This is a genomic window from Jeongeupia naejangsanensis, from assembly GCF_016865585.1.
In the GTDB taxonomy this organism is placed as follows: Bacteria; Pseudomonadota; Gammaproteobacteria; order Burkholderiales; family Chitinibacteraceae; genus Jeongeupia; species Jeongeupia naejangsanensis.
Genome location: NZ_JAESND010000006.1, coordinates 144,001 through 156,954 on the forward strand (window position 1 = coordinate 144,001; position 12,954 = coordinate 156,954).

The window sequence follows — 12,954 nt, forward strand, 5'->3', positions numbered from 1 at the left end:
CGGTGCCGGACGACGACGGAGATGCACCATGACCACGCTCACCCTGTATTACGACGGACTCTGCCCGTTCTGTGTCGCCGAAATGCAGCGCTTGCACCGCTGGGACCGCGCTGGGCAGCTCGGGTTTGTCGATATCTCGCAAGCGGGATTCGATCCGGCCGAGCTGGGTGTCGACACGGCGGCACTCGGTCTGGAGCTGCACGGGCGCGACGCCAATGGCCGGATGCTCGTCGGGATCGACACGATGCTGGCCGCCTACACCCTGGTCGGCCGCGGCTGGCTGGTGGCGCCGCTGCGGGTCGCCGTATTCCGGCCGCACCTGGCGCGCTGGTACCGCTGGTTTGCCCGCAACCGTTATCGCATCTCGCGCTGGCTGGGCTACCGGCCGATCACACGTTGCGACGGCGACCGTTGCAAAATCGGTAATCCTTTTCTGCGCTGACCCAAGACCGGAGGCCGTGATCCAAACGAGAGTCTGGCTGGTCCGCTGGCTGTATGGCGCGGCCTTGGCACATCTGGTGGTCGGGCTGGCGTTGCCGTGGGTGGCCGATGCCGCGCTGCTCGACGGTTATCACCGCAGCATCGAGCCGGCGTTCCGGGGCGGCACGACGCCGGACGGGGCGCGGGCGTTGCAGGTGTGGTGGATGTCGCTGTTCGGCCCGACGATCCAGGGGCTGGCGCTGTGGATGTGGGCGCTGGTCCGCATCGGCGACGTGCAGCGCAGCGTCACCGCCTGGGGCTGGCTGATTGCCGGGCTGCTGCTGTGGGCGCCACAGGACATGCTGGTTTCCCTGCGCGCCGGTGCGTGGATCCACGTCTGGGTCGACGTGCTGGCGCTGGTCACGATGCTGCCGCCGTTGTGCTGGCTGTGGTGGCGTGACCGGAGCGTATCCGACGATTCATGACGATGAGGAGAGGGCGATGTCAGAACCACTGCAATGGGTACTCAATCTGTTGATCGCGCAAGGCCTGATGGGCGCCTTCGATACCGTTTACCACCATGAGCTGACCGTGCGGCTGCCCGCGCAGCGCAGTGCCCGGCTGGAGCTGGCGATCCATGCCGTACGGGCCGTGCTGTACGGGCTGCTGTTCGCCGGTGTCGCGCATTTTGCATTCCAGGGCTTCTGGGCGCTGGCTGTGGCGGCACTGATCGCCGTCGAGGTCGGACTGACCTTGTGGGATTTCGTCGTCGAGGATGGCAGCCGCAAGCTGCCGGCGAGCGAACGGGTACTGCACACGCTGCTGGCGATCAACGGCGGTGCCGTGTTCGGGCTTTACGCTGTGCAACTGGTCCAGTGGGGGGCGCTGCCGACGGCGCTGGTGGCCACCGACTCGGGCTGGCGCGGCACCGTGCTGACGCTGTTTGCGCTTGGCGTGGCGCTGTCGGGGCTGCGTGACGGCTGGGCGGCGTTCAGGCTGTCCCGTGCCGTGTCAGTACCCAATCCGTTCGCCGCGCTGCCGCACCGGCGCGTGCTCGTGACCGGCGGCACCGGCTTCATCGGCACGGCGCTGGTACGGCAGCTGCTCGACGCCGGCCATGCGGTGACCCTGCTGGCGCGTGATCCGCTGCGGGCGGCCTACCTGTTCGACTGCCGTGCGCGCTGCGTGCGCTCGCTGGAGGCGCTGGCCGATGACGAGGTGTTCGACGCCGTGGTCAATCTGGCCGGTGCGCCGGTGATCGGGCCGCGCTGGAGTCCGCGCCGCAAGGCGCAGCTGCTTGCCAGCCGGATCGGCACCACGCAGGCGCTGCTGGGCTGGCTGCAAAGGGCGGAAACACGCCCCGGCGTCTGGGTGCAGGCATCGGCGATCGGCTATTACGGCGTGCGGCCGGCCGACGAGACGCTGGCCGACGATGCTGCACCGGGGCAGGGTTTCATGGTCGAGCTGTGCCGGCGCTGGGAAGATGCCGCGTGCACGGCGACCACGTACGGCGTGCGGCAGGTCGTGCTGCGTCTGGGGCTGGTGTTCGGTGACGGCGGTTCCCTGCCGGCACTGCTGCTGCCGATCCGTCTGGGTGTCGGCGGGCGGCTGGGCAGCGGGCGGCAGGTGATGAGCTGGATCCATCGTGACGACGTGCTCGCGCTGATCGCCAATGCACTCGCTGACCAGACGATGGCGGGGGTCTACAACGCCGTCGCGCCGGAGCCGGTTGCACAGGCGACGTTTGCCGCCTGCGCGGGGCGCCAGCTGCACCGTCCGGTCTGGCTGGCCTTGCCGGCCGCGCCGATTCGCTGGCTGGCCGGCGAAATGGCCCAGCTGTTCGTCGACGGCCAGCGGGTGGTTCCGGATCGCCTGGTGGCGCGCGGCTTCCGCTTCCGCCACCCGGATCTGGCCGGTGCCTTGCGCAGTCTCGTCTGACTAGCGACGCGGCGGGGCTTTCTCCAGCTCCGCAATCGCGTCGGTCAGCGTGTCGACGCGCTTGGCGATTGCGGCCTGCGCGTCGAGCAGGCCGCGGTTGTAGCACTGCGTGCCGATTTCATTGATGGCGAAGTCGAGCAGGAACTCGGCATCGAAACCGCCGAGTTCCAGACCGATCTCGCGATCACACCAGGTGCGCAGGCGGGCGGCCAGCTCTGCACGCTCGGCCGGCTCGAAGCGGATCAGCGCCTCGCTCATCGTTTGGCCATCCGTGCGGCGATCAGCGCCTGCTGCTTCTCGGCGATCTTCTGCTTGATCTGCGGAATGGCCGCCAGCGCGGCTTTTTCGCCTTCGAGGATGGCCTGGTTCTTCTGGTCGAAATCGGTCGGGCCGATCTTGCCGACCTTGGGCCGGATCACCACGTCGGCACGGGTCAGTTCCTGCTCGCCGAGCTTCTGGCCCATGATCACGACCGCCTGATTGACCGTGCCGATCAACCCGCTCGGGGCCTTGTTGCCGGCCTTGGTCGAAATGTCGACGGCGATGACGATGTCGGCGCCCAACTCGCGCGCCGCGTCGACCGGCACCGGGCTGACCACGCCGCCGTCGACGTAGCGCTTGCCGGCGATCAGCGCCGGCTCGAATACGCCGGGAATGCTGCTCGAGGCGCGGATGGCCTGACCGGCGTTGCCGCGGACGAACACGGTGCGCTTGCCGGTATCCAGTTCGGTCGCGACCGCGCCGAAGGGCTTGGCGAACTTGTCGATCGGCCGGTTGCCGACCAGCTGGTTGACGAAGTCCTGCAGCTTCTGGCCCTTGACGATGCCGCCATTCAGCAGGCTGACGTCGCGAATCGCGGCCTCGTCGAGACCGAAGGCCTTTTCCTGCAGCGCGAACGCATCCAGCCCGCTGGCGTACAGCCCGCCGACGACGCTGCCGGCGCTGGTGCCGGCAACGGTGTCGATTTTGATGCCGTTGGCTTCGAGCATCTTGATCACGCCGATGTGCGCGAAGCCCTTGGCCGCGCCGCCGCCGAGCGCCAGGCCGACACGGACCTTGGGCGGCGGCTCCGGCGCGACAGGAGGTGCAGGGGGCGTAGTGGTGCAGCCGGCGAGCAGCGCCAGCGTCAGGAGTGCGCCGAACAGCGGACGAAATAGTGGGCGCAAGGGGCGGGAAAGTCGGTTCATGCCGGGTCCAGGGAGTCCACAAAGGCGCAGCCGTCGGCCACGCGGAATTTCACATCGAATCGGTACAGCCGCACACCGTAGACGCGCGCGGGGTCGCCGGCGTAGGCTGGGCGCGGATCCTGCGCCAGCACTTCGGTGATCAGTGCGGCCAGTTCCGGATGATGCCTTGCCTGCCGCTCGATCGCCTGCCGTGCAGCGGTGGAAAAATTCACCGTCAGCCGTGGCGGTGCGCTGCTGGCAAAGCCGCCGACGGCATCGGGCAGGCTTTCGACGTAGGGGATATAGGGCTTGATGTCGACGATGGGGGTGCCGTCGACGAGGTCGACGCCCCGAAAGTGCAATACCACGCCGTCGGTGGTGTCGACGCCGGCCAGCTCGACCAGCGACAGCCCGAGCGAGTTGGGCCGGAACGGGCTGCGGCTGGCGAAGACGCCGACGCGGGCATTGCCGCCGAGGCGCGGCGGGCGCACAGTCGGCTGCCACTGGCCGCCGGTCTGGTGGAACACGAAGGTCAGCCAGACGTGCGAGAACGCGTCGAGCCCGCGCACCGCTTCGGGCCGGTCGTAAGGGGGGAGCAGCCTGAGCGTGCCGGTGGCGTGAGGCGCCAGCGAAGGCTGGCGCGGGATGCCGAATTTGTCCGGAAACGGCGTCGCCAGACGGCCCAGCGGCGAGAGCGAAAAGGAGTCGGTATTCACCGGTGCGATTGTGCCTTGCTTCGCGATGGCTTTCCAAGTGACGCAACGCACCAACGCTTTGTGGCCGGAGAGCGGCCGCAAGGCCGGCAGAAGAAGGGGCGGTGCTATAGTCGGCGTTCACCCCCTCCCTGTCTGACGACGTGATCCGACTGCCTGCTGCCCTGCGCTCCGTATCGCGCCCGCTCGTGCTTGCACTGATCGTGTTCGCGGTCGGCCTGTGCATGTCCTGGCTGGTGTCCCAGCTGCTGGTGCGGATCGAATTGCGCGCGCTTGAAGGGCGTTTCCGGGCCGAGGCGCAAAGCGTTGCCGTACAGCTGACGCGCGGCATCGCCAACGATCTGGGCGCCTTGCGCGCGTCGGCGCGCTACATGGCGCTTTCGCCGTCGGTTTCGGCGTCCCAGTTCGGATCGTTCGTCGAACCCTATCTCGATACCTTCGGCGGCATTGCCTGGGTCCGCCCCGAGGCCGGTGATGCGCTGCGCGTGCGTTATGCCGAACCCGGCGGGTCGCAGGGGAGCTTTGTCGGTAGCAACCTGAGCGCCGACCCCATCCGTGGCGAGGTGTTGCGGCGGGCGCAGGCACGTCACGGCATGGCGACGTCGCCGGTGATGGCCCTGCGCGGCGACTATACCGGCGAGCACGGTTTCGCGATCGCGATCGCCGTGTTCCGCCCCGGCGAGCAGACGCCGTATGGCTTCGTCTGGGGCACCTACCGTCTGAACCTGCTGCAGGCACAATTGAACCGGATCGCGCAGGAGCGCGGTGTGATGCTGGCGCTCGAGGACGAGAGCGGCCGTACCGTGGCCGAAAGCGATCCGGGCATCGCCGCCGGGCATCCGGCGCAGCTGCGCGACTTCTTCCTGCCGTTGCTGATCGGCGATCGCACCGTGACACTGCGCGTGACGGCGGCGGGGGCGTTTGCCCGCAAGGGCGACTGGGTCGATATTTCCGCGGTGTGGCTGCCCGGTACGGTGATTCCGTTCCTGCTGGCCTTGCTGGTCTACGTGCTGGCCAACCGGCAAGGCTATGCCGAAGCGCTGGCGGTGTCGCGGGCACGCGAACTCAAGCAGAGCGAGCAGCGGCTGCGGCGGATTTTCCATGCGATCGACAACGCGCTGTTCCTCGTCGACGCGCAGTGGTCGGTGCGCAAGGCCAACCAAGCGGCGGAATCGCTGCTGCACGACTGGCACATCGAGCAGGCCGACGGCGTTGGCGTGTTTGCCCACGTCGCCAGGCTGGCCGAACTCGACGAGGCCATTGCCGCGCTGCTCGCCGGCGGCGAGCCCTTCCTGCTCGATCGCGTCATCGACGGCCACAGCTATGCGATTTCCGGCGTCCGGGTCGCACGGACCGGTGCCAGCGTCGACGACGTGCTGATCCGTGTCGCCGACCTGTCCGAACAGCGCCGCACGCTGCTCGAACTGCAGGACACCCGGGCCTATCTGGGCAATGTGCTCGACGCGGCGTCGCGGGTATCGATCATCGCAACCGACAACGACGGCCAGATCGGCCTGTTCAACCGTGGTGCCGAATACCTGCTCGGCTACCGTAGCGACGAGGTGGTCGGCAGCCGGTCGATGCTGGATTTCATTGCCGACCGCGAAATCGACGGGCGCCGGATCGAACTGGAGGACGAGCTGGGGCAGGCGGTCGGCCGTTTCGAGGCGCTGACGCTGGTCGCAGAACGCAGCGGCATGGATGCGCGGGTCTGGACGCACCGGACCCGCAGCGGCGACGTGCGTCAGGTCGAACTGACGGTGACGCGCATCGTCGGCGCGCAGGGCAACCGGGTCGGCTATCTGTGCATCGGGGTCGACATCACCGAGCGGCTGGCCGCCGAAGCGGCGCTGATCCGCCGCGACCGGCTGCTGTCGAAGCTGTCCGAGCGCGTGCCGGGGCTGATCTACCAGTACCAGCGCTTTCCGGACGGCCGTTCGGTCTTTCCGTATGCCAGCGACGGCATCCAGGCGATCTACGGCGTCAGCCCCGAGGCGGCTGGCGCCGACGCGACCATCGTGCTCGACCGCATCGTTGCCGACGACATGCCGATGCTGGCCGAATCGATCGACCAGTCGGCGCAGCAGCTCAGCCTGTGGCGCTGCGACTATCGGGTCGACCTGCCGCAGCGCGGTGTGCGCTGGTTGCGGGGGGAGTCGTCGCCGGAGCGGCAGGAAGACGGCAGCACGATCTGGTACGGCTTCATTTCCGACATCACCGAACAGAAGAAGGCCAGCGACCAGATCGCGCTGCTGGCGAGCGTGATCGAGGCCAGCTCGCTCGGCGTGCTGATCGTCGACGCGCATGCGCCGGATCTGCCGCTGATTTTCGTCAACTCGGCGTTCGAGCACCTCAGCGGCTATGCACGGCACGAAGTGCTCGGGCGCAATTGCCGCTTCCTGCAGGGGCGCGACCGGCTGCAACCGGAAATCGAAACCGTCCGCCGGCTGATCGCCGAGCGCCGCGCCGGCCGCGTGCGGCTGCGCAACTACCGCAAGGACGGCTCGCCGTTCTGGAACTCGCTGTCGCTGACACCGCTGACCGACACGCTGGGTACGCTGACGCATTACATCGGCGTCTGCGAGGACATCTCCGACCGGGTCGAGGCGCAGAACGCGCTGGCGGCGAGCGAAGAGAAATTCCGCACCTTCTTCGAATCCTCGCCGGTCGGGATGGCGCTGATCCGCCATAGCGATGGCCATTTCGTCGATGCCAACACGGCGTTCTGCAATCTGCTCGGCTATGGCGTCGACGATCTGCGGGCGCAGACGCTGTCGGCGATCACGCCGGCCGAATACGCACTGCAGGATCGCGAGCTGGTTTACGAGCTGTACCGGCAGCAGCGCTACGGTCCGTACGAAAAGGAATACCTGCACCGGGCCGGCCATCGCGTGCCGGTGCTGATCAACGGCTTCCTGATGCCGAGCAAGGAGGGGGGCCAGGGGCTGGCCTGGTGCATCGTCGAGGACATCTCCGAGCAGAAGCGCCTGCAGCGCGAGCTGGAGCAGATGTCGATCACCGATCCGCTGACCCTGCTCTACAACCGTCGCTACTTCAATCTGGCGATCGAGCGCGAGGTCGGCCGCGTCAATCGCAATGGCGTGCCGTTGTCGCTGCTGATGTTCGACCTCGACCACTTCAAGCGGATCAACGACCAGTTCGGTCACGATGTCGGCGACAAGGTGCTGCAGCATTTCGCCCTGCTCGTGCGCCAGCGCGTGCGTGCGACCGATATCTTCTGCCGCCTTGGCGGCGAGGAATTCCTGCTGGTCTGCCCGGATACCGATTTTGCCGACGCCGAGCGGCTGGCGAAGACGCTGCTTGCCTCGCTGCGCGACGAGCCGTTCGAGGTCGTCGGCCGGGTCACCGCCAGCATCGGCGTCACCCAGTACCAGCCGTTCGAGCGCATCGACGCGGCGCTCAAGCGCGTCGACAACCTGGTCTACGCGGCCAAGGACCAGGGTCGCGACCGCATCGTCACCGCCTGAGCAATCCGTCCGGCGTAGCGGACGCGCAGAAAAAAGGCCGGCAATGCCGGCCTTTTCGTCTGGTCGCGAGGCGACTCAGAGGTTGTGGTACCAGATCACGCCGATGACGATCGGTGCCATCACCGCGCAGATCAACCGGAACGCCGGCAGCACGGCGGCCGAACCTTCGGCGCTGAGTTCGCTGCGGATCTTCGGCCAGATTGCCCAGCCGACGAACAGTGCAACGAAGAGGCCGCCGGCCGGCATCATCACGTTCGACGCGACGTAGTCCATCAGGTCGAAGGCCGATTTGCCGAACAGCTGGACGTCGGCCAGCGGGCCGAACGACAGTGCGGCAGGGATGCCGACGACGAAGGAGGCGATCGCGACGGCGATGGTTGCGGTCTTGCGGGCCCAGCCGAACTCGTCGATCAGGAAGGACACGATCGGTTCGAGGATCGACACCGACGAGGTCAGCGCGGCAAACAGCAGCAGGAAGAAGAAGGCGATGGCGAAGAACTGGCCGGCCGGCATTTGCGCGAAGATCGCCGGCATGGTGATGAAGGTCAGCCCCGGGCCTGCAGCCGGGTCGACATGGAAGGCGAACACGGCCGGCAGCACCATCAACCCGGCGAGCACGCAGGCCAGCGTGGCCAGCGAGCTGACCCACAGCGTAGCGCCGACGAGCTTGGTGTCCTGCGGCAGGTAAGAGCCGTAGGCGATGATCATGCCGCCGCCGAGCGACAGCGAGAAGAACGCCAGACCGAGCGCGTCGACGATCATGCTGGCGGTCAGCTTGGAGAAGTCCGGCGTGATGAAGTACTTCACGCCGTCCCATGCGTCCGGCAGCGTCAGCGAGCGGGCGATCAGGATCAGCATCAGGATGAAGAGCGCCGGCATCAGCACCTTGCTCATCCGCTCGATGCCCTTTTCGACGCCGCCCATGACGACGGCGACGGTGATGCCGAGGAAGGCCGCGGTATAGCCGAGCGCCTGGCCCGGATTGGCGATGAAGCTGCCGAAGGCGGCCGACAGCGCCTTGGTGTCGCTGGTCAGTGCCTCGCCGGTGATCGAGCGGAAGATGTAGGCGATCGTCCAGCCGCCGACGACGCAGTAATAGGACAGGATGATGAAGATGCACAGCACCGACAGCCGGCCGGCCCACGGCCACAGCCCGCCCTTGAGGTCGCGGAAGGCGGTGGTGGCCGACTTCTTCGCGGTGCGGCCGATCAGCATCTCGGCCAGCAGTAGTGCAATGCCGATGGTGAACACGCAGACGAGGTAGGCGATCAGGAAGGCACCGCCGCCGTTCTTGCCGGCGACGTAGGGGAATTTCCAGATGGCGCCGAGGCCGACGGCGGAGCCCGAAGCGGCGAGGATGAAGCCCAGCTTGGAGCCCCAGTTTGCCCGGTTGGCAGTGTCAGACATCAAAATCTCCACAAAATCAACCGATTAGCTTGCACGCCAGGAACGGCCCATTTCAAGTGCAACAATCACCCATTGTGATCTGGCGCAAATTCATGCTGCCTGGCGCGCTCCTGCGGAAAAGCAAAACGGGCCTTGCGGCCCGTCCTGATGTCATGCGCATGCACCGGCAAGACTCATTTCGGGCCGCCGAGCACCGCCACCAGCTGGTTGTAGCGTCGGTAAAGCTGTTTTTCGCTGGCGCTGCGCTCGGCATCGCTCTGTTTGGCGAGATTGAGCTTGAACAGGCCGAAGTAGAGCTGCAGGTCGGTGACTTCGCGCAGCTGGCGGTTGCTCGAAGGCAGGAAGCCCGACAACTGGTCGGCGTAGTAAAGCCGGGTCTTTTCCTGTGCGCTGTGGGCGCCGCTGCGGCCGTAGCCGAGAAAGAAGCGCGTGATCTTTTGCCGGGTGGCGGCCGGCAGCGCCTTGTTCAGCACCAGCGGATCGTACGAGAACGACGGTGATTGCCACAGCACGCGCATGTTCCTGAAGTCGCGCGGATAGGTTTCGCGCAGCTTGTCGAGATCGTCGCTGTTGCAGACCGCGACATCGACGCGCTGCTCGGCCAGCGCGCGAAAGCCGTCCTCGGCGTTGCCGGTCGTGATGCTGCGGAAGAAGGACTCCGGCAGCACGTTCTGTTTGGCGAAGGCGTGGTAGGCCGGAATCAGGTAGCCGGCGGTCGATGTCGGTGCGCCCATGGCGATCGTCCAGCGCTGTTTGTCGCGCAGCAGGGCGGCCAGGCTGGCCGGACCATCGTTGCGTACCAGCAGCAGCGAACGGTATTCGGCGACGCCGCCGGTCAGTGCCAGTCGGGCAACAATGTCGCCGTTGCCCTGTTCGACCAGCGTCAGTGCGGTGCCGGTATTGGTCCGGGCGATCTGGATCTCTTTGGCGGCAAAGCGGCGTGCCAGCTCGGCATCATCCTTGACCGCAACGACCTTCACCGGCTGGCCGAGCGTTTTGGCCAGATCGTCGGCAATCGGTTGCCAGTCGGCGGCGACATCGCCTTCGCCCTTGTTCGCCAGCAGTCCGAGCGTGACCTCGGCACGTGCGGCGCCGGAAAGCAGCGCGACGACGAGCAATGCAGGTAGCCAGAATCGCGACATCGTTCTTCCCCATGTTATAGGGGCGCGACTGTAAGCTTTGAAGATGACAAAACAATGACAAGTTGGCGGCGGTGCCGGGCGCGCCGTCGGCCGATGATCGTGCCCGTTGCGAACGGCATGAAGCCGGGCCGGACCGGATTCGCGCGAGATGAAAAACGGGACGCCCTGGCGTCCCGTTTGCATGTCCGGATCGGGTGAATGACCCGCGTCAGCCTGCCTGCATGATGATCGCGTGGCAGTCGTCCGGCGTCAGCGTGCCGTGCTCGCCCAGCGCAACGCGCTTGTGCCGGATCAGTTGCGCACGTACGCCGTCTGCCGCTGCGGCAACGTCGGTGATGCCGTAGCCGGAGAGTCGCGTCGACACGCCGACCGACTCGAAGAAATCCCGTGTCGCGGCGATGGCTGCGCGGGCAACGTCGGTGTCGTCGCCGCTAAGTCCCCAGACGCGGCGACCGTACTGCGCCAGCTTGGCCTGCTTGGTTTCGAAAGTGTGTTCGAGCAGGTTCGGCAGTGTGATGGCCAGCGTCTGCGCGTGATCGAGGCCGTACAGCGCGGTCAGCTCGTGACCGATGGCATGCGTGGCCCAGTCGAGCGGCTGGCCGAGCGGAACGAGGCCGTACATGGCCTGGTCGGCGGCCCACATCAGGTTCGCCTGCGCGGCATAGTCGCTCTGGTCCTTCAGCAGCGCCGGTGCAATTTCGACCAGCGTCGACAGGATGCCTTCGGCCAGCCGGTCCTGCACCCGGGCTTCGTTCGGGAACGTCAGGTATTGCTCGGTGGTGTGGACGAAGGCGTCGACCAGCCCGTTGCCCAGCTGGCGCGGCGGCAGGGTGGTGATGACGCTCGGGTCCAGCACCGAGAAGCGCGGGAAGACCACCGGATTCTTGAACGACAGTTTGTCCTGCGTCTCGCGCCGGGTGACCACCGCGGCGAAGTTGGCTTCCGAACCGGTGGCCGGCAGCGTCAGTACACAGCCGATCGGCAGCGCCGATTTCAACGGCGTCTTGTTGCCGACGATCAGCCACGGGTCGATTTCCGGATCAAGCGCCAGCGCGGCAGCGACGAACTTGCTGCCGTCGAGGACCGAACCGCCGCCCACACCGAGCACCCAGTCGACCTTGCCTTTCTTGCCGAGTTCGACCGCCTGCATCAGCGTATCGAATTCGGGATTGGCCGGAACACCTGCGAACTCGACGACGGTCCGACCGGCCAGTGCGGCGATCACCTGGTCGTAGACACCGTTGCGCTTGATGCTGCCGCCGCCGTAAAGCAGCAGGACGCGTGCGCTCGGAGGGATTTCGTTGGCGATCTGGGCGATCTGCCCCTGGCCGAAGTGCAGGCGGGTCGGGTTGTGGAAGCTGAAATTGTTCATCGGGTGAATCCTGGCAGCGGTTCTCGACTCTGGCCGCCTGTCGCGTCTGTCTGCGGACAGCGCGAGCGACCCCATCCGCCTAGTGTATTGGGATTCACTTTGGCAGGTTCTATTTGCAGTAAATATTACCGTCTGTCGGATACCAATCGAAAGAAATTCATCTTTCGATTTTCGATTCGACTTTCTTTTTATTTGTCATGCCGGTGCCGTTCCGGCCCGCTTCAGGCTGTAACAAAATTTCATATCGGTGCCGTTGTCGTGGAGACAAGCTGATCGTGTACTGCGGTTGTTTTTGTAAAAGCCATAAATAACAGTAAGTTGTGTTTATGTTTCCATGCGTTTCCGTTTGGTGGTTTTTCAAATGGCCTTCGTATGAATCCGCTGTCGACTTGGCAAAAACTCGCAAGCTTCGATCGCTGTTGATCGAAAGTTGTCGAATTGACCCACTTTTGTTTGTGCGCCTACAGTCCGGTCAACGCACCACGCCGGAACGGGCACCGAACCCCATCCGGCGAGCCAACGAAGGAAGGCAGACATGGACCGGGTACAGCAACGCCGCAACCGCATCGTGCAACTGATGCGCGAACAGGAAAGCTGCAATGTCAGCGACCTCGCCGACGCCCTCGGCGTGTCGACGGTAACGGTTCGGGGCGACCTCGATTTTCTCGAAGACAGCGGCTGCATCAGCCGCAGCTATGGCAAGGCGGTGCTGAGCCCGCACTTCGCCTTCGAGCTCGAATTCCGCGAAAAGGAAAAGATCCGCAGCGAGGCCAAGCAGCTGATCGGCCGCGCCGCAGCGCAGCTCGTCAACGACGGCGACGCGCTGATCATCGATTCGGGCTCCACCGTCGGTTTCGTGCCGCGCTACATCGAGCCGTACAAGCGCTGCACGCTGATGACCAACGCGCTGAATCTCGCCAACGAGCTGATCGGCGACGTGCGCTTCGAACTGATGATGACCGGCGGCAATGTCCGCGCCGATTCGTACTCGTTGTGCGGACCGATCGCCGAGCAGGCGGTGCGGCTGCACCACTTCGACACGCTCTTCATCGGTGCAGACGGCATCGATCTCAAGGCCGGCGTCACCACCACCAATGAACAGGACGCCCAGCTCAACCGCGCCATGATCAGCGTCGCCGACAAGGTCGTGCTGCTGGCCGATTCGAGCAAATTCGGTCGCCGCGGGTTCTGCGTGATCTGCCCGCTGCCACAGGTGCACACGCTGATCACCGACAGCGGCATCACCGACGAATACCGACGTGCACTGACGCTGTCCGGCGTCAACGTGATCGTCGCCGACGAATGAAC

Annotated in this window: 11 protein-coding genes; 5 read left to right on the plus strand and 6 right to left on the minus strand. The window is 65.8% G+C overall.

Translation table 11 applies throughout. The features are described from left to right. Window positions 1-28 precede the first annotated feature (28 nt). The 3 genes from JMJ54_RS12935 to JMJ54_RS12945 are packed head-to-tail and all read left to right on the plus strand — an operon-like array spanning window position 29 to window position 2,358. Window positions 29-442: a thiol-disulfide oxidoreductase DCC family protein gene (locus JMJ54_RS12935; protein ID WP_203538972.1), complete on the plus strand. Its 414-nt coding sequence runs from the start codon at window positions 29-31 to the stop codon at window positions 440-442. A 16-nt stretch (window positions 443-458) separates the two neighbouring features. Continuing rightward, the gene (locus JMJ54_RS12940; RefSeq protein ID WP_203538973.1) at window positions 459-905 is read left to right on the plus strand and encodes a hypothetical protein; all 447 of its coding nucleotides are present in this window, start codon (window positions 459-461) and stop codon (window positions 903-905) included. Between the two features lie 16 nt (window positions 906-921). Continuing rightward, window positions 922-2,358, plus strand: a complete 1,437-nt coding sequence (locus JMJ54_RS12945) for a TIGR01777 family oxidoreductase (RefSeq protein ID WP_203538974.1) — start codon at window positions 922-924, stop codon at window positions 2,356-2,358. Here JMJ54_RS12945 and JMJ54_RS12950 read toward each other — a convergent pair whose 3' ends face one another. The 3 genes from JMJ54_RS12950 to tsaA are packed head-to-tail and all read right to left on the minus strand — an operon-like array spanning window position 2,359 to window position 4,240. Continuing rightward, window positions 2,359-2,616: a DUF2164 domain-containing protein gene (locus JMJ54_RS12950; RefSeq protein ID WP_189461417.1), complete on the minus strand. Its 258-nt coding sequence runs from the start codon at window positions 2,614-2,616 to the stop codon at window positions 2,359-2,361. Next, complete coding sequence (locus tag JMJ54_RS12955) at window positions 2,613-3,545, minus strand: patatin-like phospholipase family protein (protein WP_203538975.1); 933 nt, start codon at window positions 3,543-3,545, stop codon at window positions 2,613-2,615. The genes JMJ54_RS12950 and JMJ54_RS12955 overlap by 4 nt, the downstream gene beginning before the upstream one ends. Then, complete coding sequence (gene tsaA / locus JMJ54_RS12960; RefSeq protein WP_203538976.1) at window positions 3,542-4,240, minus strand: tRNA (N6-threonylcarbamoyladenosine(37)-N6)-methyltransferase TrmO; 699 nt, start codon at window positions 4,238-4,240, stop codon at window positions 3,542-3,544. Before tsaA ends, JMJ54_RS12955 begins: the two co-directional genes overlap by 4 nt. A gap of 185 nt (window positions 4,241-4,425) precedes the next feature. On the opposite strand from tsaA, the gene JMJ54_RS12965 reads away from it, so the two are divergent. Further along, window positions 4,426-7,725, plus strand: coding sequence for a PAS domain S-box protein (locus JMJ54_RS12965; RefSeq protein ID WP_203538977.1), 3,300 nt, complete (start codon window positions 4,426-4,428; stop codon window positions 7,723-7,725). A 75-nt stretch (window positions 7,726-7,800) separates the two neighbouring features. Here the strand turns inward: JMJ54_RS12965 and JMJ54_RS12970 are convergent, their stop codons facing one another. The 3 genes from JMJ54_RS12970 to JMJ54_RS12980 all read right to left on the minus strand — a co-directional run bounded on the left by JMJ54_RS12970 (window position 7,801) and on the right by JMJ54_RS12980 (window position 11,646). Next, complete coding sequence (locus tag JMJ54_RS12970; RefSeq protein ID WP_203538978.1) at window positions 7,801-9,132, minus strand: sodium-dependent transporter; 1,332 nt, start codon at window positions 9,130-9,132, stop codon at window positions 7,801-7,803. A 173-nt stretch (window positions 9,133-9,305) separates the two neighbouring features. Next, complete coding sequence (gene phnD / locus JMJ54_RS12975) at window positions 9,306-10,274, minus strand: phosphate/phosphite/phosphonate ABC transporter substrate-binding protein (protein ID WP_203538979.1); 969 nt, start codon at window positions 10,272-10,274, stop codon at window positions 9,306-9,308. Window positions 10,275-10,482: 208 nt separating this feature from the next. Then, the gene (locus JMJ54_RS12980; protein ID WP_203538980.1) at window positions 10,483-11,646 is read right to left on the minus strand and encodes an iron-containing alcohol dehydrogenase; all 1,164 of its coding nucleotides are present in this window, start codon (window positions 11,644-11,646) and stop codon (window positions 10,483-10,485) included. A gap of 535 nt (window positions 11,647-12,181) precedes the next feature. Here JMJ54_RS12980 and agaR point away from each other — a divergent pair. Then, entirely contained in the window at window positions 12,182-12,952 is a 771-nt protein-coding gene (gene agaR, locus JMJ54_RS12985; RefSeq protein ID WP_203538981.1) for a transcriptional repressor AgaR, read from the plus strand. The last annotated feature ends 2 nt before the right edge of the window (window positions 12,953-12,954 follow it).

Coding starts and splice junctions, on each gene's coding strand:
- JMJ54_RS12950 (WP_189461417.1), bottom strand. CDS start 2,616: ATGAGCGAGGCGCTGATCCGCTTCGAGCCGGCCGAGCGTGCAGAGCTG.
- phnD (WP_203538979.1), bottom strand. CDS start 10,274: ATGTCGCGATTCTGGCTACCTGCATTGCTCGTCGTCGCGCTGCTTTCC.
- agaR (WP_203538981.1), top strand. CDS start 12,182: ATGGACCGGGTACAGCAACGCCGCAACCGCATCGTGCAACTGATGCGC.
- JMJ54_RS12935 (WP_203538972.1), top strand. CDS start 29: ATGACCACGCTCACCCTGTATTACGACGGACTCTGCCCGTTCTGTGTC.
- JMJ54_RS12955 (WP_203538975.1), bottom strand. CDS start 3,545: ATGAACCGACTTTCCCGCCCCTTGCGCCCACTATTTCGTCCGCTGTTC.
- JMJ54_RS12945 (WP_203538974.1), top strand. CDS start 922: ATGTCAGAACCACTGCAATGGGTACTCAATCTGTTGATCGCGCAAGGC.
- JMJ54_RS12970 (WP_203538978.1), bottom strand. CDS start 9,132: ATGTCTGACACTGCCAACCGGGCAAACTGGGGCTCCAAGCTGGGCTTC.
- JMJ54_RS12980 (WP_203538980.1), bottom strand. CDS start 11,646: ATGAACAATTTCAGCTTCCACAACCCGACCCGCCTGCACTTCGGCCAG.